The sequence below is a fragment of the Nocardia sp. NPDC050412 genome, from assembly GCF_044458825.1.
Taxonomy (GTDB): Bacteria; Actinomycetota; Actinomycetes; order Mycobacteriales; family Mycobacteriaceae; genus Nocardia.
Genome location: NZ_JBITIJ010000003.1, coordinates 324,536 through 345,652, shown reverse-complemented (window position 1 = coordinate 345,652; position 21,117 = coordinate 324,536). Strand labels below are relative to the sequence as shown.

General features: G+C 65.2%; 15 protein-coding genes and 1 tRNA gene. 5 read left to right on the top strand and 11 right to left on the bottom strand.

Annotated elements, in window-relative coordinates:
• Positions 1 to 31: 31 nt before the first annotated feature.
• Both ACIBI6_RS09480 and ACIBI6_RS09475 read right to left on the bottom strand, forming a co-directional pair.
• On the bottom strand, positions 32 to 1,636 hold the full coding sequence (locus ACIBI6_RS09480; protein WP_396955748.1) for a glycoside hydrolase family 13 protein: 1,605 nt from the start codon (positions 1,634 to 1,636) through the stop codon (positions 32 to 34).
• 133 nt (positions 1,637 to 1,769) lie between these two features.
• Positions 1,770 to 2,174: a globin gene (locus ACIBI6_RS09475; protein WP_364338892.1), complete on the bottom strand. Its 405-nt coding sequence runs from the start codon at positions 2,172 to 2,174 to the stop codon at positions 1,770 to 1,772.
• A gap of 260 nt (positions 2,175 to 2,434) precedes the next feature.
• On the opposite strand from ACIBI6_RS09475, the gene ACIBI6_RS09470 reads away from it, so the two are divergent.
• Entirely contained in the window at positions 2,435 to 3,142 is a 708-nt protein-coding gene (locus tag ACIBI6_RS09470; protein WP_364339754.1) for an HNH endonuclease, read from the top strand.
• A 244-nt stretch (positions 3,143 to 3,386) separates the two neighbouring features.
• Here ACIBI6_RS09470 and ACIBI6_RS09465 read toward each other — a convergent pair whose 3' ends face one another.
• Entirely contained in the window at positions 3,387 to 3,947 is a 561-nt protein-coding gene (locus tag ACIBI6_RS09465; protein ID WP_364338890.1) for an XRE family transcriptional regulator, read from the bottom strand.
• Between the two features lie 123 nt (positions 3,948 to 4,070).
• Here ACIBI6_RS09465 and ACIBI6_RS09460 point away from each other — a divergent pair, with 123 nt between their 5' ends.
• Positions 4,071 to 4,775, top strand: coding sequence for an AzlC family ABC transporter permease (locus tag ACIBI6_RS09460; RefSeq protein ID WP_364338888.1), 705 nt, complete (start codon positions 4,071 to 4,073; stop codon positions 4,773 to 4,775).
• A gap of 58 nt (positions 4,776 to 4,833) precedes the next feature.
• Entirely contained in the window at positions 4,834 to 5,154 is a 321-nt protein-coding gene (locus ACIBI6_RS09455) for an AzlD domain-containing protein (RefSeq protein WP_364338886.1), read from the top strand.
• Positions 5,155 to 5,311: 157 nt separating this feature from the next.
• Here the strand turns inward: ACIBI6_RS09455 and ACIBI6_RS09450 are convergent, their stop codons facing one another.
• The 7 genes from ACIBI6_RS09450 to ACIBI6_RS09420 all read right to left on the bottom strand — a co-directional run bounded on the left by ACIBI6_RS09450 (position 5,312) and on the right by ACIBI6_RS09420 (position 17,673).
• The gene (locus ACIBI6_RS09450; protein ID WP_396955747.1) at positions 5,312 to 5,977 is read right to left on the bottom strand and encodes a hypothetical protein; all 666 of its coding nucleotides are present in this window, start codon (positions 5,975 to 5,977) and stop codon (positions 5,312 to 5,314) included.
• A 182-nt stretch (positions 5,978 to 6,159) separates the two neighbouring features.
• The gene (locus ACIBI6_RS09445) at positions 6,160 to 6,615 is read right to left on the bottom strand and encodes a thioesterase family protein (RefSeq protein ID WP_364339752.1); all 456 of its coding nucleotides are present in this window, start codon (positions 6,613 to 6,615) and stop codon (positions 6,160 to 6,162) included.
• An 8-nt stretch (positions 6,616 to 6,623) separates the two neighbouring features.
• Positions 6,624 to 11,603, bottom strand: a complete 4,980-nt coding sequence (locus ACIBI6_RS09440; RefSeq protein WP_364338882.1) for an NAD-glutamate dehydrogenase — start codon at positions 11,601 to 11,603, stop codon at positions 6,624 to 6,626.
• Between the two features lie 610 nt (positions 11,604 to 12,213).
• Entirely contained in the window at positions 12,214 to 13,890 is a 1,677-nt protein-coding gene (ettA, locus tag ACIBI6_RS09435) for an energy-dependent translational throttle protein EttA (protein WP_364338880.1), read from the bottom strand.
• Between the two features lie 77 nt (positions 13,891 to 13,967).
• Positions 13,968 to 14,492, bottom strand: coding sequence for a single-stranded DNA-binding protein (locus ACIBI6_RS09430; protein ID WP_364338878.1), 525 nt, complete (start codon positions 14,490 to 14,492; stop codon positions 13,968 to 13,970).
• 152 nt (positions 14,493 to 14,644) lie between these two features.
• Positions 14,645 to 15,613, bottom strand: a complete 969-nt coding sequence (locus ACIBI6_RS09425) for a threonine/serine dehydratase (protein WP_364338876.1) — start codon at positions 15,611 to 15,613, stop codon at positions 14,645 to 14,647.
• Positions 15,614 to 15,633: 20 nt separating this feature from the next.
• Entirely contained in the window at positions 15,634 to 17,673 is a 2,040-nt protein-coding gene (locus tag ACIBI6_RS09420; RefSeq protein WP_396955746.1) for a cytochrome c oxidase assembly protein, read from the bottom strand.
• 220 nt (positions 17,674 to 17,893) lie between these two features.
• Here ACIBI6_RS09420 and ACIBI6_RS09415 point away from each other — a divergent pair.
• Positions 17,894 to 17,970, top strand: a tRNA-Arg gene (locus tag ACIBI6_RS09415).
• A 417-nt stretch (positions 17,971 to 18,387) separates the two neighbouring features.
• Complete coding sequence (locus tag ACIBI6_RS09410; protein WP_396955745.1) at positions 18,388 to 19,299, top strand: TIGR03621 family F420-dependent LLM class oxidoreductase; 912 nt, start codon at positions 18,388 to 18,390, stop codon at positions 19,297 to 19,299.
• Positions 19,300 to 19,640: 341 nt separating this feature from the next.
• Here ACIBI6_RS09410 and ACIBI6_RS09405 read toward each other — a convergent pair whose 3' ends face one another.
• Positions 19,641 to 21,062 (bottom strand): amino acid permease, encoded by a 1,422-nt coding sequence (locus ACIBI6_RS09405; RefSeq protein ID WP_396955744.1) that lies wholly within the window; start codon positions 21,060 to 21,062, stop codon positions 19,641 to 19,643.
• Positions 21,063 to 21,117: the final 55 nt, after the last annotated feature.

The window sequence follows — 21,117 nt, the reverse complement described above, 5'->3', positions numbered from 1 at the left end:
GCTGTGACTTCCGTCGGCTCGCTGCGCTCGTTCACACCAGCCAGGCGGCGGCATTCGCGGGCAATTGTCCGTTCACCGGTGGGGCGCTGGCGAGCAGCACATCACCCGGTGGCAGCGGGATCGGCTCGGGCGAGGTATTCAGTACGCAGACCAGTCCACCCGGTCGCCGGAAGGCGAGACAACCCGCCGGACTGCCGTACCACTCGATCCGCGGTCCCGCGAATTCCGGTCGGACACCGCGTAATTCGATTGCCAAGCGGTACAGCGACAGCGTGGAGCCCAGCGCCTCCAACTGTGCCTCGACCGACGACGACGCCCACTCCGGCGGTATCGGCAGCCAGGACTGCGCGGCCGTGGTGAAGCCGAACGGTGGCGCCGCACCCTCCCACGGAATCGGGACCCGGCAGCCGTCGCGTCCGCGCTCGGTATGTCCGGAGCGCTCCCAGACCGGATCCTGCAGCACCGCCTCCGGCAGATCGTCCACATTCGGCAGTCCGAGTTCGGCACCGTTGTAGATGAAGACCGCACCGGGCAGCGCCAACTCCACCAGCATCATCGCCCGGGCCCGCGCGACCCCGACCGGACCATCGCCGTATCGGGTGACCTCGCGCTCGATGTCGTGGTTGGACAGGGTCCAGGTGGGCGAGGCGCCCACCGGCGCGACGGCCGCGAGCGAATTGTCGATGGCCGCCCGCACTGTGTCGGCGTGGAATTCCGCTTCGGCGAGGCGGAAGTTGAAGGCCAAGTGCAGTTCGTCCGGTCGGACGTACTCGCCGAAGCGGGTGTTGTCGTCGACCCACACCTCACCGATCGAGACCGCGTTCGGATACTCGTCGAGCACCTTGCGGATGCGGCGGTGGATCTCGTGCACATTGGGATTGTTGAAGCGCGGATCGCTGTCATCGTGCACGAGCATCTTGGTCTCGACGCGCTCCATATCGGGCAGGCCGTCCGGTTTGGCCATGCCGTGTGCGACATCGAGGCGGAAGCCGTCGATGCCGCGGTCGAGCCAGAACCGCAGCGTCTGCTCGAAATCCGCGGCGACCTCGGGATTCTGCCAGTTCAGATCGGGTTGCTCACGCGCGAAGATGTGCAGGTACCACTGGCCCGGGGTTCCGTCGGGCTCGGTGACGCGCGTCCAGGCAGGTCCGCCGAAGATGCTCGGCCAATTGTTCGGCGGCGCGGCGCCGTCGGGACCGCGGCCGTCGCGGAAGATGTAGCGCTCACGTTCGTGGCTGCCGGGCGCGGCGGCCAGCGCCGCGACGAACCACGGATGCTGGTCACTGGTGTGGTTCGGCACCAGGTCCATGGTGACCCTGAGATTGCGGTCGTGCGCCTCGGCGATCAACTCGTCCATCGCCGCCATGCCACCGAACAGCGCGTCGATATCGCGCGGATCGGCGACGTCGTAGCCGCCGTCGGCCATCGGCGAACGCATCACCGGACAGATCCAGAGCGCGTCCACCCCGAGTAGTTCGAGGTAGCCGAGCTTCTCGCGAACTCCGCCGAGATCGCCGATCCCGTCACCGTCGGAGTCCGCGAAGGATCTCGGATAGACCTGGTAGAACACGGCCGACCGCCACCAAGGTTGGGCGGTGCGATCCACCGACGCCGGCGCGGTAGGTGTATCAGTCACATCCGCAATAGTGCCAAAGATTTTCGGTAAATTCGCCCAGGCTCAACTGTGTTCTGCGACATTCGGCAAATTTTCAGCGTTGCACAACATGAGCCGAAACCCTGGTCCTGACCCCGAACTGGACGAAAGCATCTCACCAAGCCGCATTCATCAGCGAATTTGCCGCCATCTCCAAATAGTCGAGCAACGCCTTGCGATGTTCATCGTCCAGAATTTCCGGTTCGATTTCCGCCACGCCGATGTGCATGCAGCGCAGCCATGCGTCGCGCTCCACCGGACCGATTTTGAACGGCATATGCCGCATCCGCAGCCGCGGGTGCCCGCGTTCGTCGGAGTAGGTGCGCGGCCCGCCCCAGTACTGCTCCAGGAACATGCGCAGGCGCCGCTCGGCCGGACCGAGGTCCTGCTCCGGATACAGCGGGCGCAGCACCTCATCGTCGGCCACCTCGCGATAGAACGCCGCGACGATTCGCTGGAACGTCTCCGCCCCGCCGATCGCCTCGTAGAACGACGTGGCTGTCTGCTCGCCGGAAGTCATCGAATCCTCTCGATCGGGGCCAGGCTGTGTTGTTTCGAGCGACCCGCAAGCGATCGCTACTGATCCTTTCGAGCGACCCGCAAGCGATCGCTACGGCCCGCCGTCCATTGTGCCCGCGTCACAAACGGGCTGCCCTTCAACCACAGTTCATCCGACATTGTGCGAAATCACCGTGCAATAGCAGGCGTTCCATGGTCAACTGGGTGGCAGTCTCTGCCGAGATACCACATGATCTTGATTACGAAGAAACCGGGGTCACCATGAAGCAGCGGCACGGCCGATCACATGAGGCCAGGACGCACCGACAACTCCAGCCCGCCGACGTCCACAATCGTGGGTCGGGGGCTACTCCGCTGCACATCTTGTCCGACCACCATCCGGGTGCCCATCGCACCGGTGAGCTTGCTCACCACATTCCACACCTCACGCAGGTCCAGAACGACGCCGCCAACTGGTTGAAGCGCCGGGTGTTGCTTCTGAATGCCACCTACGAGCCGCTCACCGCCTTGTCCGCGCGCCGGGCCGTCGTTCTTCTCATCTGCGATAAAGCCGACACCGTCCACCACGACGCCGAGGGTTCGGTGGTGCATTCCGCCGAATCCGCCGTCACGATTCCCTCTGTCATCCGGCTGCGCAGCTATGTGCATGTGCCCTATCGGGCGCGCGTCCCGATGACCCGCGCCGCCCTCATGCACCGCGACCGCTACCGCTGCGGCTATTGCGGTGGCAAGGCAGAGACCATCGACCACGTCATCCCGCGCAGCCGCGGCGGCGAACATTCCTGGGAGAACTGCGTCGCGAGCTGCGCGCCGTGCAATCACCGCAAGGCCGACAAGCTGCTCAGCGAACTGGGGTGGACGTTGCGTTCGCCACTGGTATCGCCGAAGGGGCCGCATTGGCGGCTGTTGTCCACGACCACCGAGCTGGATCCGGTGTGGTTGCAGTATCTCGGTGAGGGTGCGGCCTAGTCCCTTGCCCGGAGTGGTTCCGTCGTCAGCTCGGGCGGGATTCATTTTCCTGCCGCGCATGTTCTTCGCATCCGCAGAGAGTCCATCGCTGCGCATCAGCGGGTGCGTCGCAGCCGTGGCCGAAGGGCTGAGCGAACCGAGGACCGCGCTGCGGCTGTCGGCTGCGAGCGCGACACCCTGACCGGTGGCGAGCATGGCGCCGAGCGCGTCGTTGAGCGTCGAGGATCGTGCGACGAGGTTCCGGCTAGGTGTATTCGACGACTAACGCTGCCCATGTATCAGGGGCGAGCGCCTCGAAGACGTGCGGGGCATCGCCCGGGTAGGAGATGTAGTCGCCTGGGCCGAGTTCGACGGGCGCGTCGATCGGACCGATGAGGGCGCGACCGGTGGCTAGCAGTACATGCTCGATCACGCCCGGGATATGCGGATCGGATTTGCGGGCATGACCGGGTTCGGCCGTGATTCGGAACAGATCGCGGCGCGAGTTGGCCGGACCGGCTGCCAACAGCGTGGCGCGGTACTCGGACTCCGCGGCTGCGACCACCGGGCCCTCCCCTGCGCGGACCACCTGAACGGTCGGGCGTGGCGGGTCGAGCAGCCGCGAGAAGGGAATGTCCAGGGCGACGCACAGCGCCCACAAGGTCTCCAGGCTCGGATTACCGGTACCGGATTCCAGTTGGGACAGTGTGGATTTAGCCACACCCGCCCGGTTGGCGACCTCGGTGAGCGATAGCCCGGCGCGGGTGCGCTCGCGGCGCAGGGCAGCGGCGATCACCGCCTGTGGCGTCGTCGGACTCTGCTCCATTTCCGCTCCCGTCGACTAGAGGGATGGCAGGCCGGGGAAGCCGGCCGGGGTCGGTGAGTACAGCTGACCGCCCAACAGAGAACCATATTGACGAATCGTCCCGCCATGTTCACTATAAGCTACATGCGTTCGATATGGCGAACACTCGATCGGGACACACTCTCCGGGATCGCGGCGGTACTGCTCGCGGTAGGGCTGATCGGTGTTTCCTACGGCGCGACCGCTGTCACCTCGGGTTTTCCACTGTGGGTACCGATTGTGCTCGGGATCGTGGTGCTCGCGGGAGGCGCGGAATTCCTGTTCATCGGGATCATGGCCGCCGGTGGCAGCCCGATCGCGGCGGTACTGGCCGGACTGCTGGTCAATGCGCGGCATCTGCCGTATGGCCTGTCGGTGCCCGATGTGGTCGGTACCGGATGGCGGCGGCGTATCGGCGTGCATGTGATGAACGACGAATCCGTCGCACTGGCACTGGCCCAACCCAATGTGGCGCGTCGGCGGGCCGCGTATTGGGTGAGCGGGTTGGGTGTGCTCGTTGCGTGGCCCGGCGGTGCGGCGATCGGTGCGCTGATCGGGACGATGGTGCCCGATACCGGTGCGATCGGGTTGGATGCGGTGTTCCCGGCGGTGTTGTTATCGCTGATCATGCCTGCCTTGCGAGCGCGTGGCACTTTGCGCGCGGCTTTGATCGGAGCGATCGCGGCCGTGGCGAGTGCTCCGTTCCTCCCCGCAGGAATGCCTGTGCTGGTTGCGCTTTCGGGGCTGTTCTTCGCTATCTCGAGGGAAGGCGACGGCAAGGCCGAATCTGAAGAAACGCAGGCGGCATGAGCAAGCGATTCATCGGCGGAGCACATCCGACCGGACCGAGGATTGCGGAGGCGCAGCCGTGAGTACTCCGGTCTTGCTGGTGGCCATGTTCGCGCTGTCCGCCGGAACATATGCCTTCCGTTCATCGGGCCCGGCACTGCGCAACCGCATCCGGTTCCCAGCGCGAGCAACAAAACTGCTGGAGATCGGCGCGGTCGTCCTGCTCGCGGCGATGGTCGCCATCACCACTGTGCCCATAGGCTCCGGCAACCTCGGATTCGCCCTGCCCGCAGGGGTTTTGGTCGGCGGCCTCCTGGCATGGCGCAACCAACCGATGCTGGTGGTCATTCTTGCCGCGGCAGGTACGACCGCTCTGCTGCGTTTAGTCGGCATCACCTAACTCGGGTAGTGGCTGCACTCCGATACACACGGTGTGTAGCCGCTACAACGGGTGCGGCACACCCCTTTTAGGCTGCTCCACACGACGGGATCCCGAAAACCCGAGCAGGCGAGCGGGATAGCGCTGCCTGGCGTGGACACCACAGGTCGATGGTCGGTCAGCTGGGAGTAAGGGGGATTCCGCCGCCTAGGCGGCGCGCCACGGAGCCGTAGCGGGCATCCAACCGGAGCCAGGTTCTGGTGGCGCGGACCCGGACGATTTCGGCGGGCGGGATGCGGCGGGAGTCGGCCTTGTCACCGGAGTGTGGAATGAAATCCATTGCGGTCAGGGCGAATACGACGCGCATCGGAACCTGCACCCGAACCTCGGCCGCGGATACCGTGAGCACCGTCTGGTCCAGCAGGGAGGCGGGTGGGCCGTGATTACTGCCGTGCTCCTTGGCCAGCGCCACACCCTGTTCGGCGAGTTCGACGAGGGTGCGCGCGGGCACATCATCGACGTGTTCGAAGCCGGCATCCGGCGGCAGCGCACCGCGCCAAGCCGAATCCATCGAGTAGCCGAGATCAATCGGACTCCCGGACGGCAAACCGGCCAGCACCAGATCGGCGCCGACGGTGACATCGTCGACGCCGAGTTCGGCGACCACGGTACGCACCGCGAGCGCCTCGAAACCCGTTGCCACCCACGCGGATACATACCGTTCCCCGCGGCGGCGCATACGCACCACCGCCGCGGGGTCCAGTCGAATGGCCCGGCTCAGAAAAGTCGCCAGATTCTCCCGCTCGGCCGGATCGGCAACCTCCAGGACGCGCTGTCCCGACATCAGTGCTCCCACATCACCACATCGCGGCCGCCGCGCGACAACCGCTGTCCGCCACCACCGCTACTCAACCGGCTGCAGCCATCACCATACGAGCCGACGCGGACGACCGCTGCTCGACGGCCGACGCCAGCCATTACCGCCCAGCGATCCGAGTCCACCACCCGAACTATCCGGGCAGTCGCTCACTCTTTCCACTCGGCGAGGTAATCCCGTTCGCTATCGGTGAGCCGACGCAGGCGCTGCGAGCGCATATCGAAGGCCGCGATCTGGGTCGAGGCGATCACCGCGGGCGGCGAGTCCGGGGCCGCGCCATTGGCCCGGACCTCGTAACCGATGGTGAAGTCGACCGCACGCAGCTGCTCGATCCACATGGCGATGTCGAGCGGGGTGTCCTCGTGACGCAGTTGGCCGCGGTAGCGGACCCGAAGGTCCGCCAGCACACAGCCAGACCGCAACGGCGCGGTCGGGCGTCCATCCTCGAACAGCCATGGAATCCGTGCCTCCTCCAGCAGCGTCACCATGCGGGCATGGTTGACGTGCTGGAACACGTCCATGTCCGACCACCTGACGTCTACCTTGGCGTGGAAGCGCTTGGGCAGCAGCAGGCTGCCACCAAGCGCCCTCCCATTACCGTTCATCGAACTGGTCAACGCGGTACCTCCGATTGGGCGCCCACCCCGCTCACCATGCTTCGCACTTGCCGCGCTGCAACCGACAGCGTGGCGAGATCGTGGGTTCCGGACTCGAACAACTCCGACAGCGCGGCCCGAGCGCGCCCGAGCCGGGACTGGTTTTTCGACTCCCAGTATGCAATCTTCTCGTCCGCTGTCTCCTCCGGGTCGCCCCCGGAGAGCACGTCGAGGGTCAGCGAGCGCAGCGATCCGTACATATCGTCGCGCAGTGCGAGCCGGGCCAGCGAATGCCAGCGATCGCCGCGTTCCAGGTGGCTGACCGCCTGCAACAGCCAATCGATCTTGAGGTGATCGTTGAGCGCGTAGTACAGCGAACCGACCTCCTCACCGCTGCGATCGGTGATATCTGCGATATCCAACACATCGAGCAGCGGGAACAGATTCAGCAGCCCGAAGACCTCGGTGGCGAGGTCGGTCGGCGCGCCGCGGGCGATCACTTCGGCGGACTGATCGGTCAGCGTGGAGACGTGATGTCCGCGCAGCCAGCCGGGCACCTTCGGCGCCAGCTCCCGCACGCCCCGGCTGTACCGATTGATCTCCGCGCCGACCGCGATCGGCTGCGGGCGGTTGCTCAGCAACCAGCGCGAGGCGCGGTCCAGCGTCCGCTTGGTCTCCAGTTCGAGTTCGTCGCGCACCGACACCGCGGCGTCGGTGGCCCGGATCCGCTCCCACATATCGTGCAGATCGAAGATCTCGCTGGCCGCCGCGAATGCGCGCACGGCGTCGGTCGAGCTGGCGCCGATCTCCTCGTTCAGCCGATGGGCGTAGGAAATGCCGCCGTAGTCGATCATCTCGTTCACCACCATGGTGGTGGTGATCTCGCGACGCAGGCGGTGCCGCTTGATGGCGGTGCCGAAGCGCTCGCGCAGCGGTGTCGGGAAGTACTCCGGCAGCCGGGTGGCGAAGTAGGCGATATCCGGGAGATCGGTTTCGAGCAGATCGGCCTTGAGCGAAAGCTTCACGTGCGCCATGAGATTGGACAATTCTGGCGAGGCGAGCCCCGTGCCCTCTTCGAGCCTGCGCTTGATCTCCACCTCCGATGGCAGCGCTTCCAGCTCACGATCCACCCCGCGACGGGCCTCCAGATCCTCGATGAGCCGCTGGTGCACATGCAGCATCCTGGGCGCCTCGGCCCGGGAAATACCCATCAGGAAGTTCTGGGAGACGTTGTCCTGCAACACCATCTGGGCGACCTCATCGGTCATCGAGGCGAGCAGCGGATTGCGTTCGGCCTCGGGCAATACACCCGCACTGACCACACCGTCGAGCAGCACCTTGATATTGACCTCGTGGTCGGAGCAGTCGACACCGGCCGAGTTGTCCAGTGCGTCGGTGTTCATCTTGCCGCCATCGCGGCAGAACTCGATTCGGCCGAGCGCGGTCGCACCCAGATTGCCGCCTTCGCCGATCACCTTGACCCGCAACTGATTTCCATTGACGCGCACCGCGTCATTGGACTTGTCGCCGACCTCGGCATTGGTCTCGGTACTCGCCTTGATGTAGGTGCCGATGCCGCCGTTCCACAGCAGTTGCGCAGGCGCGAGCAGGATCGCACGCACCAGTTCCGGCGGTGACAGCGCGACCACATCGTCGGCCAACCCCAACGCCTTTCGCGCCTGCGGGCTGATCGGCACCGACTTGACGGTGCGATCCCAGACGCCACCGCCGGTGCTGATCAGCGAGGTGTCGTAATCGGCCCAGGACGAGCGCGGCAATGCGAACATCCGCTGCCGCTCCCGGTACGAGGTGGCCGCATCGGGATCAGGATCCAGGAAGATGTGCCGGTGGTCGAAGGCGGCGACCAAGCGGATGTGCTCGGACAGCAGCATGCCGTTGCCGAAGACGTCGCCGCTCATGTCGCCGACGCCGACCACGGTGAAATCGGTGGTCTGCGTGTCGATATCCATCTCCTGGAAGTGGCGTTTCACGCTCTCCCACGCGCCCTTGGCGGTGATGCCCATCGCCTTGTGGTCGTAACCCGCCGAACCACCGGAGGCGAATGCGTCACCGAGCCAGAACCCGTAGCGCTGCGCCACACCGTTGGCGATATCAGAGAAGGTCGCAGTGCCCTTATCGGCGGCGACCACCAGGTAGGTGTCGTCGCTATCGCGACGGATCACCCGCTCGGGCGGCAGTACCGCACCGGTCGCGCGGTCGACATTGTCGGTGACATCGAGCAGCCCGGAGATGAAGGTCCGATAGCATTCGACGCCCTCAGCGCCGAGTGCCTGCCGATCCGCGGTCGGATCACCGGTGGCCGCGGGCGGCTGCTTCACCACGAATCCGCCCTTGGCGCCGACCGGCACGATCACCGCATTCTTCACCGCCTGTGCCTTCACCAAGCCGAGGATCTCGGTGCGGAAATCCTCCAACCGGTCCGACCAGCGCAACCCGCCACGGGCCACCGGACCGAAGCGCAGATGGACGCCCTCGACCCGCGGCGAGTACACGAAGATCTCGAATTGCGGCCTCGGCTTGGGCAATTCGGCGATTTCGCGCGGTTCCACCTTCACCGAGATGTACCCGCGCGAATTGCCCTGGGCGTCGGTCACGTAGTAGTTCGTCCGCAGCGTCGCCTTGACCAGCGACAGGATCGCCCGCAGGATCCGGTCGGCGTCCAAGCTGACGACCTCGTCGACGCGTCCGCGGACCCGGGTCTCCAATTCGGCGGCGTGCTCAGCCGATTCGGTATCCGGATCGAACCGCGCCGCGAACAGATCGACGAACAGCCGCGCGATATCCGGGTAGGCGAGCAGCACCCTGGTGATATTCGCCTGGCTGTAGGGGAAGTCGGCCTGCTGCAGGTACTTCGCGTACATCCGCAGGATCGATACCGCCCGCCACGTCAGCCGGGCGCGCAGCACGAGTTCATTGAGCCCGTCGGCCTCGGCACGCCCGAACCAGACCGCCTCGAAGGCCTCGGTGAACCGGTCGTGCAGACCACGCTCCTCCGATTCCAGCGCATCGGCTCTGGCCGATGACTCCAGCAGTTCGGCGTCCAGATCCCGGTCCAGCGAACTACGCAGCAGTTCCGGGCGAGCCAGCAGGCCGAAGTCGTAGATCCAGCGTTCCCCGCCGTCATCGCCGGGCACCGGATCCAACAGAATCTGATATGGCCGCTCGTCGACCACCTCGACACCGAGACTCTGCAGCACCGGCAGCACCTGGCTCAGCGAGATGCCGCTACCGCCGATGTAGAGGGTGAACCGCCACGAACCCGGCACCGAATCCGCGCGACGATACAAGTATTGGTCGATGGAGCCCGCGGCAAGGCCCTCCAGCCGGACCACGTCGCCCAGTGCGCGCTCGGCGGCGAAATCCTGTTTGTACGCCTCCGGGAAGGACTCGGCGTAGCGCTGCACGACGCCGGGATCCACCACGGTCGAGGTACTCACCGCATCGTTGAGGCGGTCGTCCCAGGTATTCGTCGCCTCGGCGAGCAGGTTCTGGATGCGCAGCCGATTAGCCTCGGAGGTGTCGGCCTGGGCCATCGATTCGCGCGGCAACCCGAGATCGGACTCCGGCATGCGCACCGTGAAATACACACTGGCCAGCTCGCTTTCGCTGACCCGCGCGGAGTAGTCGATGGAGACACCGCCCAGTTCGCGCACCAGGATTTCCTGCATCTCCAACCGCACCCGCGTGGTGTAGCGATCCCGAGGCAGATAGACCAGGCACGCGACGAACCGTCCGTAGCCGTCCGAGCGCAGGAACAGCCGAACCTGTCGGCGCAGACCGACATTCAGCACCGCGGTCGCGGTGCGACGCATGGTCTCGACATCGGAGGAGAACAGTTCGGTGCGCGGGAACGACTGGATGACCTCGAGCATGGCCTGCCCGGAGAACGAATCCAGGTCGAAGCCGCTCTCCTCGATCACCGAACGCACCCGGCGCTCGATCACCGGAATATCCAGGACGTTCTCGTGTACGGCGGTCACGGTGAAAACACCGATGAACAGGTGCTCGCCGACAATCGTGCCGGACTCGTCGAAGTCGGCGACGCCGACGAAATACGGGTACACCGAGCGGTGCACGGTGGCAGGCACCAGGCCCTGGGTGAGCATGAGCAGCTGGCGGTCACCCGCGTTGATCGGCACCCGGAAGTCGGTGCCGACATCGGGGCGCAGCACGCCGAGGCAGGTGCCGGGCAGCGGGTTCGAGATCGTCTGTCCCTGGTCGGCGCTGAGCTGGTAGCGGGCATAGCCGAGCACGGTGAAATTGCCACTGGCCAACCAGCGCAACAGGTTCGCGGTATCGACCAGATCGATATCGGAGAACGGCGCATGGCCGGATTTCGCCGCCACCTCCAGCTCGTCGGCCAGGTTGCTCTGCACCTGTTTGATGGCCTCGGTATCGCCGATGACCTGACGCACATCCGCGACCACATCCGGCATCGACTGCTCGATCCGGTCCAGCAGGGCCGGACTGGTCGACGGGTGCAGTTGCAGGTGCATCCATGATTCGCGCAGGCCGTCGGTCCCGTTGCTGTCGACCTCGTGCGGTGCGGCGCTGGTCAGCCGTCCGTCCGGATCGCGCGTCACCTCGAAGATCGGGTGGATCACCTCGCTCACGCTGACGCCCATCCGGCTCAGCGACGAGGTGATCGACTCCACCAGTAGCGACATATCGTCGGTGACCAGCTGCACCGCGGCGCCGAGGCCGGAGCCGTCGTCGGGGTGGTAGACCCGCACCAGCGCCCGCCCGACGGGGCGGGTCATCGCGAGTTCCATATGCCGCCGGAAGATCTGAGTGATCCCGGTGATCGCACAGTCCACATCGCCCGCATCGACGTGGCGGAAATACGCCTCCTCGAGGGTTGCGAGCTCGCCGCGCAGCGACTGCGGCAAACTCGCGGCCCACGCCGCTGTGTTCACCCGCCCCGCCGGCTGCGCCGGCTGCCGTCCTCCATCGGACAATTCGGACGAGACCGTCATTTTTTTCGCCAACTCCTCGGATTCGGTTCCGCAACAAAGTGACGCCGGTCCGAGAGTAGCTGTGCCATGCTGACGCGTGGGTGAAATCCCTTCTAAATGCAGGGTGTTCACCGATACCGCAGCGTTCGCCGCTTGATAGCCGAGGTCGATGGTCTCGGCACAGCTTCCGATCGGACCGGCGACGTCAGGTAGACGCGATCGCGGTGGTAGCGACCCAATGCCCGGACTGCGCCTGCGCATGCACGGTCCCCACCATAGTCAGATCTTTGGAACGGCGTGTGTCGACCGTATTTCCTTCGATGAAGACACTGCGCGGTGCGTGTTCGCCGCAAATCCTTCGGCAGAACGCCCCTTCGAGGTCGTCATGCACAAATGTGATCGCCTCCGTGCCGGTCCGCAACCCGCCGCGGCGACTGGGCACCGAAGGGTCTTCGGCAATAGGGATTCCTGGATTGCTCGGCCTGCGCCTGCTACCTACGCGACAGCGTGCGAACCGGAACGCGCATGCCGCTTCAGCCTGGCCGAAACATGGTGTGGCGGCTCGATTGAGCCGCACCCGGCTCGTCCGACAGGGCAGTGCACACCGCAACCGCCCCGCCGGACACCAAACTCAGTCGCGGGTGAGCTTGCGGTGCGTCACCCGGTGCGGGCGGGCCGCCTCCAGACCGAGGCGCTCGATCTTGTTGGCCTCATAGGCCTCGAAGTTACCCTCGAACCAGAACCATTTTGCCTCGTTGTCGTTGTCACCCTCCCACGCCAGGATGTGGGTGCAGGTGCGGTCGAGGAACCAGCGGTCGTGGGAGATGACCACGGCACAGCCCGGGAACTGCTCGAGCGCGTTCTCCAGTGAACCCAGCGTTTCCACGTCGAGGTCATTGGTCGGCTCGTCGAGCAGGATCAGGTTGCCGCCCTGCTTGAGGGTGAGCGCGAGGTTCAGGCGGTTGCGCTCACCACCGGAGAGCACCCCGGCCGGCTTCTGCTGATCCGGACCCTTGAACCCGAACGCGCTGACGTAGGCGCGCGAGGGCATCTCCTGGTTGCCGACCTCGATGAAGTCCAGCCCTTCGGAAACGACCTGCCAGACATTCTTCTTCGGGTCGATGCCTGCGCGGTTCTGGTCGACATAGCTCAGCTTGACCGTCTCGCCGACCTTTACCTCGCCGCTGTCGGGCGACTCGAGCCCGACGATCGTCTTGAACAGCGTGGTCTTACCGACACCGTTCGGACCGATGACACCGACAATGCCGTTGCGCGGCAAGGTGAACGACAGATCCTTGATCAGCTGACGATCGCCGAAGCCTTTGTCCAGATGCGCGACCTCGACAACCACACTGCCCAGGCGCGGACCCGCCGGGATCTGGATCTCCTCGAAGTCCAACTTCCTGTGCTTCTCGGCCTCGGCCGCCATCTCCTCGTACCGACCGAGACGAGCCTTGTTCTTGGCCTGGCGGGCCTTGGCGCCGGAACGCACCCAGGCCAACTCCTCCTTGAGCCGCTTCTGCAGCTTCTGGTCCTTCTTGCCCTGGACCTCGAGACGCTGGGCCTTCTTCTCCAGGTAGGTGGAGTAGTTGCCCTCATACGGGTAGGCGCGACCGCGGTCGAGTTCGAGGATCCACTCGGCGACATTGTCGAGGAAGTACCGGTCATGCGTGACGGCGAGGACGGCGCCCTGGTAGGAGGCCAGGTGCTGCTCGAGCCACAGCACGCTCTCGGCATCGAGGTGGTTGGTCGGTTCGTCGAGCAGCAGCAGGTCGGGCTTGCTGAGCAGCAGCTTGCACAGTGCGACGCGGCGGCGCTCACCCCCGGAGAGGTTGGTGACCGGCTCGTCCGGCGGCGGGCAGCGCAGTGCGTCCATGGCCTGCTCGAGCTGGGAGTCGACATCCCAGGCATCGGCGTGATCGAGGTACTCCTGCAGTTTGCCCATTTCGTCCATGAGCTCGTCGGAGTAGTCGGTGGCCATGAGTTCGGCGATCTCGTTGAAGCGATCCAGCTTCACCTTGACCTCGCCGAGGCCCTCCTCGACATTGCCGCGAACCGTCTTCTCCTCGTTCAGCGGCGGTTCCTGCTGCAGGATGCCCACCGTGGCGCCCGGCGCGATGAAGGCATCTCCGTTGTTCGGCTGGTCCAGTCCGGCCATGATCTTCAGCACGCTGGACTTACCCGCGCCATTGGGGCCGACGACGCCGATCTTCGCGCCGGGAAGGAAGTTCAAGGTGACATCGTCGAGCACGACCTTGTCGCCGTGCGCCTTGCGAACCTTCTTCATTTGGTAGATGAACTCAGCCATAAAGGAAAGCCTATCGGTGTGGGTATCGATGGAATGCAGCAGAGCCACCACTGTCGCCGGGGTATCCGGCCGTGCGGTCAAGCGTCGACGGGCTCGGTATCCGCGAGCCGGGGCGGTGCGGAAGTCAGGGACGTCGCGTCCTCCCCCGGTCCCTCCCCATCGACGCGTGCACGGTCATCAGCGCTGGATCGGTCACAACTATTCCGTGCCAGGGTACTGGGTCCGGACGCCGCGCTCGAAACCGCGCGCCGGACCACCTGCGCGGTGCAGCGGGACAGGTCCGGTCCGATCGAGGTGGCGCGCATCTCGATATCACGCCGTTCCACGCCGTCCTTGGCTCGGTACTCGTGGGTGCGCAGCTGGCCGTAGGCGATGACCGGATCGCCGCGCCGCAACGAGGCATCGACACCGACCACAAGACGACGCCAGCAGCTGACGGTGAGGTAAAGAGTCCCGCTGTCGACCCATTCACTCGTCTCCGGATTGAACCGCCGCGAATTGCTCGCCATCCGAAAGGTCACGACCTGCTCGCCGTTGGTCAGATCACGCTTGACCGGGTGGGTGACCACGGTCCCGATCACGGTAACCATCGATTCATACATCGTTGCGCCCCTTTATATTTCGATCCGTCAGGCTCTCACCCCTCACTGAGAGGCCCTTTCAGCCTGACGGTTTCGAACCCCTCCGGCCGCCCCGATTCCCGAATGTGGACAACTTCGCGACATGTGGACAGTCGCCGCTTCACACACCCGAGTCAGAAGACCGCCAGATCGGTATTGGCCCCACACAGCACGATCACCGGGCGCTCCCCTTCGGCAGGCACATAAGCACCGCTCTGCACGGCGGCCAATGCCGTCGCCCCCGCAAGTTCCACCACAACCCGGAACTCGCGCCACAGATATTCGCGCGCGGTCGAGATGGCGTCATCGGTCACCAGCAGCGATCGGACTTCATAGCGTCGCGCGATATCCAGCGCGATATCCCCGATTCGATTGGCGCCCAAAGAATCCGCCGCGATGCTGCGCACATTCACATCTACCGGCCGGTCCGCGAGCAGCGCGGCGTTCAGCGTCGGAATGCCCTCCGGTTCGATCCCGACCACCTGCTGTCGCCGCCCCAACGCCGCCGCGATACCGGCGACCAACCCGCCGCCACCGACCGCGACCAGCACCGGCGGCCGCCCGCGCACCTGCTCTTCCAGCTCCAGCCCGACAACACCCGCACCGGCAACCACGGCAGGCAGGTCGTAGGCATGCAGCTGCAGCGCGCCCCGCTCTTCGGCCAGCTCGGTCGCGTACCTGTAGGCCTCGCCGTAAGTCGTTCCGTGCCAGAGCACTTCGGCACCGTAGGACCACATCGCGGCCACCTTGGTATGCGGCGCCGACTCGGGAACCACCACCGTGCACGTCTTACTGAGACGAGCCGAGGCGAGCGCGGCCGCGATCCCGGCATTCCCACCTGAGGCGATCACCACGTGGTCGACCTGAGCCGAGGACTCCAACAGTGCGTTGAAACTGCCGCGCACCTTGAATGTCCCGCCGTGCTGCAGGTACTCGAGTTTCAGCGTGACCGGAACCGGCCCGTTCGGGCCGATGATCGAGGTATGGAAGACCGGCGTCTTGCGCACCTGGCCGGCCAGCCGTCTGCGGGCCGCCCGCACATCGGACCGATATACCCGTCGGGCGTGCCTGTTCTCCACCACCGCGGTACCCCGCTCACTCACGCTTGCACCTCGATGGGAGCTCAATGACGTATTCCTCGATCACGTTTGGCCAGTTCGGCGAACATGGCATTGTGCGCGGCCAGCTCGGCGTCGTGGTCGCGGTCGGCGGCCCGGTCGGTCCGCTTCGCGAGTTTCGCGTCGCTGCGTGACCACTGGATGAGCAGCGCCAACATCACCACGACCAACGGCACCTCACCACTGGCCCACGCCAGGCTACCGCCGGTGCGCTGATCACCGAGCAGGTCGTTATTCCAGCCGAGGGCAAGACTGCGGAAGAACCATCCGCCCATCACGGTGGTCATGCTCATCAGCGCTATACCGAAGAAGGCGTGGAAGGGCAGGGAACCGAACACCATGCCCAGCTTGGTCAGCGGCTGCACCTGGCGCGGTTTGGGGTCGATGCCGATGACAACCCAGTAGAACAGATAGCCGCTGAGCAGGAAATGCAGATTCATCAGCAGATGCGCCGCATGGGAATCGACGAACGAGTCGTAGATACCGCCCATGTACAGGGCATAGAACCCGCCGACGAAGATCACCGACGCGACGATCGGATGGGTCAGAAATCGCGAGACCGGATTGTGCACCGCGGCCAGAATCCACTCACGCGGCCCGGGCACGCCGCCGCGCCCGGCCGCTGGCAACGCCCGCAGCGCGAGGGTGACGGCACCGCCGAGCGCGAACAGAATCGGCGCGAGCATAGATAACGCCATGTGTTGTCCCATGTGCACGCTGAAGACCGCGGGCGAATACCGTCCGACCCCGGACGAGGTGGCGAAAAGCAGGATTGCGCAGGCCGAGAGCCAGGCGATGGTGCGCCCTATCGGCCAGGCATCGCCCCGCGCGCGCAACCGCCGCACCCCCAGCAGGTACAGCACGGCAAGCACGATGGCCAGCGTGCCGAAGATCAAGTCGAAGCGCCAGTCGAAAAGAATGCGCGAGGCGGTCGGCGGGCCGTCGAGGTTGTAACCGAGTTCCACCTCGGCGGGTGTCGGCACGCTGGTCGGCGGCGGTGGCGGCGTGCGCCCCAACCCGACGGCCAGACCCATGGTCGCCGCGAAGATCAGCACCTCCAGCCCGCCGAATCGAATCAGTGCGGCGCGGTCACGCGGATTCGCGGCGAGTGCGGGCAGGCTGGCGCGGCGCTGCAGATACCCGAAGAGGCCGAGCACGGCGAGCGCGCAGGCCTTGGCGATCACGAGTCGGCCGTAGTTGGTGGTGAACAGATCGCTCCACGGCACCCGCACCCAGGAATTGATCACACCGCTGACGCCGATCACGACGAAGGCGATCGTGGCGGTGAGTGAGAACCGCCTGGCCGCGGTATCTGTGTGCTCGCCGTCGCGCATCGCATGCGCGAGCACCGCGAACAATCCACCGACCCATACCGCGGCCGAAACCAGATGCAGGATCAGGCTGTTCGTGGCCAGGTCGTGCGCGCCACCCGCGGAGGAATGTCCGGTCAGTGCCAGCGGCATCATGGTCACGATCGCGCCGCCGAACAACACCGGGGCCCATCCCCAACGCAGCGCGAGTCGGCAACCCACCGCGACGATCAGCGCGAACACCACCGTCGTGCGCCACGCCTGGGCCAGCTCCACTTGGTCGATCGCGTGCCACAACTGCTCCGGCCGCCAGATCTGCCGCACCGGCTGCCCGGTGGTGTCGGACACCGTCAGCGGTATGAGCAGTGCCGCACAGCACGCCCAGGCCAACGCGAAGTTCGAAGCGCGTCGCATCGCCCGATATCCGCCGACATCGAGCAGCCCATTGGCCTGCGGCGGCACCAGGAATGCGGCGAGCAGCAGTGAGCCGACGGTCAGCGCGGCGGACAGATCGGCGAGTGCGCGCACCGCGGGCAGGCCATAGGTTGTCAATGATCCCGGATCCGGAATGCCGAGCAGACTCAGCGCCTGCGCCGCCGAGAGCCCGACGATCATCGCGGCGACCACCGCCGCGATCGCACCGGCCAGCACGGTCAATATCGCGAAGGTCGCCCCGTAGCCCGGCTTACCCGCTGTGAGCTCGGGTGCGACGGACGGGTCCCGCGGTGACGACATGGCACTGAGCGTAGTCGGCCCTTAATGCGTGGCCCGGCGGGGTTTGGGCCGATATGGTGGCTAACGGATCGGAGGTGCGATGTCGATCATCCCGCGACTCGCTTGGCCCGCACACCCAAGTGCTGAAATGTTGCTGACGCTAAGAAGCTAGCCATCTGGACGGTCGCTATACTTGGCGCGCTGGACAGCACGGCCAATGTCGGCCATGGTGGAACCCACTGCCTCCGTAGCTCAGTTGGATAGAGCAAGGGCCTTCTAATCCCTAGGTCGCAGGTTCGATTCCTGCCGGGGGCGCCACGCAGCCCGTCCGTTCGCGTTTACGCGGGCAGACGGGTACCGCGCACGTCGTCTCACCCTCTGTCGACCGTACGCGGATCCAGGTTCGAGGGCTCGTCCCGAGGCCCGCCCAGGAACTCACCGATTCAGTTGTCACATCTGTGACCGATTTCCCATCCGAGTAGCCCGAAGTAAGCAGAGTTCACGGCCTGCCGTCGGATAGGTACCACCCCAGACCACCCTTTAAACGAGAAAATCAGACTTCTTCAACGACTCGCCGAGACCCGATCAGCGTTTCTACGAGACGATTCGGAGCCCGCGGCCATCTGGACGCCAGACGAAGCCGACAACCTCACCAGGCGGCAAGTGACCTCGCCGCCAGCCAGGCCGACCGACATCGCCGGTCGAGATGCCGCATGATCGACTAACGTGCGAGGTGTGGAAGAAACTCGAAATGAGATGACTCGAAATGAGATGACACAGCGTCCTTTTCGGTTCGCCGTCGGTTTCTCCGCCGCGGGCTCGCGCGCCGAGTGGCGGGACAAGGCACGGCAAGCCGAAGACCTGGGCTACGACGTGATCCAGGTTCCCGACCATCTGGGTATGACTTCACCTTTCCCCACGGTGGTCACCATGGCGGAGGCGACGAACCGTGTGCACGTCGGCACGATGGTATTGAATGCGGGCTTCTACCGGCCTGCTCTGCTGGCTCGTGACGTCGCCAGCGTGGATCAGCTCACCGATGGGCGCTTCGAGTTCGGACTCGGTGCCGGACCGGATTTCGCGAAACCCGAGTTCGAAGCGGCCGGGCTGCCGTTCCCGAGCGGGCGGCAGCGTATCGACTACCTGCGTGACACCATCGGCGAAATCCGGACACTGTTCGGGAACGGTCACCAACCACCCGTCCACCGCCGGATTCCGCTGCTGGTGGCCGGGCTCGGGGACCGTCTGGTGAGGGTTGCCGCCGAACACGCCGACACGGTGTCGCTGGCCGGGGTGCCCGTCAGCGCCGACATCGATTCCGAGAAAGCCGGAACCGTCGCGCTCGCCCAGCGCGTCGAGTTCGTCCGGGCCGCGGCCGGAGAACGCTTTCCGCACCTCGAGTTGGGCCTGATGTTGCAGGCAGTGGACGTGCAGGGCCACGCCGAGACCGATCTGTGGCTGCCCCGCAGGTTCAATCCGGACCTGTCCGATGCCCAGTTGCGTTATCTGCCCGGCGTACTGCACGGATCCGCACACCACATCGCCGACACCCTGCGGCATTACCGCGACGCATACTCGATCACCCATTACTCGGTCTCCGAGACGGATATGACCGCTCTAGCAAAAGTGATCGAACAGCTTCGGTGAGCGTGTCGCAAGGACCGCACTGGTCACGGCGATTCCGGCGGCCGCAGTGCCGATCGACACCGGAGGCGTGACCGCACTCGCGGCTGCGGATCTGTACCGCGCGACCGCCGTCTCGTTGACTCCGAAGTCATGTGCACCGCCGACGCCCAGGTAATGCAATCGGCATTCTTCACCAGCCAGGGCTACCCGACCGGCACCCGCGACGCCGCCGATCCGTCCTACCAACCCACGCTGCGTCAATAGCCGAGGTACGCTGCGGCCCAGGATATTCCGTAATGCCAATTCGAGCGCTCTCGGCTGGACCCTCCACCATGATCGAATAGCTCGATAGCCGTAGCGTGCTAATGAGACGATTCGGAGTCCGCCGCAGGCTGGACGGCCTCGGTGGTTCGTCGTCTGAGGAACCAGCCACCGACCAGCACTGGGACCATGATCAACGGGACGGCGACGATTGCGCTGCGCTGTTCGGTGCTTCCACTGCTCGCCATCAGAGCTACTACACCGGCGAGGAAGACCAGGGTGGCAATGCTGGTGTAGGGGGTGCCGATCAGGCGGAAAGTGGGGCGGGTTGCGCGGCCGTCGCGCCACCAACGCCAGAGTTGCAATTGGCACAGGACGATTGCCGCCCAGGCGGTTATGACGCCGAGGGCCGACATGTTCAGAACTATCTCGTATGCCTGCTCGGGGACTACCGCGTTGAGTCCGACGCCGGTCAGGGCGATCGCGCCGGTGGCCAGAACCCCAACGTAGGGAACGCCATTCGCTGACAGCTTGGCTGCGCGGGCGGGGGCACTGCCGTTCATAGCCATGGAGCGCAGGATTCGGCCGGTCGAGTACAGGCCCGCATTGAGGCTGGAGAATGCCGCCGTCAGCACGACCAGGTTCATGACGGAATCCGCACCATCCACACCGATTTTGGCGAAGAACGTGACGAATGGGCTCTGCCCGCCACGGAAGGCTGTGTAGGGCAGCAGCAGACTGAGCAGCACCAGCGAACCGACATAGAACACGGCGATGCGTGCGATTACCGAGTTGATGGCGCGCGGCATGATCTTCTCGGGATTTTCGGCCTCACCGGCGGCGGTGCCCACCAATTCGACTGCGGAGTAGGCGAATACGACACCGGTCGTGACGACGACCAGCGGAAGCAGCCCGGTCGGGAACAGCCCGCCGTGATCGCGCAGGACACCGGGCCCGGTACTCTCGCCCGCTATCCGGAAGCGTCCGACGAGGAAGACCGTACCGATCACCAAAAAGCTTACCAGCGCAACAACTTTGATCAGTGCGGCCCAGAATTCCAGCTCACCGAACCAGCGCACCGACACCAGATTGATGGCCACCACCACGGCCAGCGCGATCAGCGCGATGACCCACTGCGGAATCGCGCCGAACGCCGACCAGTAGTGGACGTAGGTGGCGATGGCGGTGATATCCACGATGCCGCTCATGCACCAGTGGAAGAAATACATCCAGCCGACGGCATACGCCAGTTTCTCGCCGTAGAACTCGCGAGCGTAGGAGACGAACGATCCCGACGACGGACGGTGCAATACCAACTCGCCCAGCGCGCGGAGCACGAAGAAGACGAACACCCCGCACACGGCGTACACCAGCACCAGCCCGGGACCGGCGCTGGCCAACCGACCGCCCGCACCGAGGAACAACCCGGTCCCGATGGCACCGCCGATCGCGATCATCTGTAGCTGACGTGGGCGGAGACTCTTCTGATACCCGACGTCCTCGTCGTGCAATACGTCAGTCACAGTGCCTCCCGCGCTCCCGAATCGTATCGCTGATTAATGTATCGTCAAATAACGG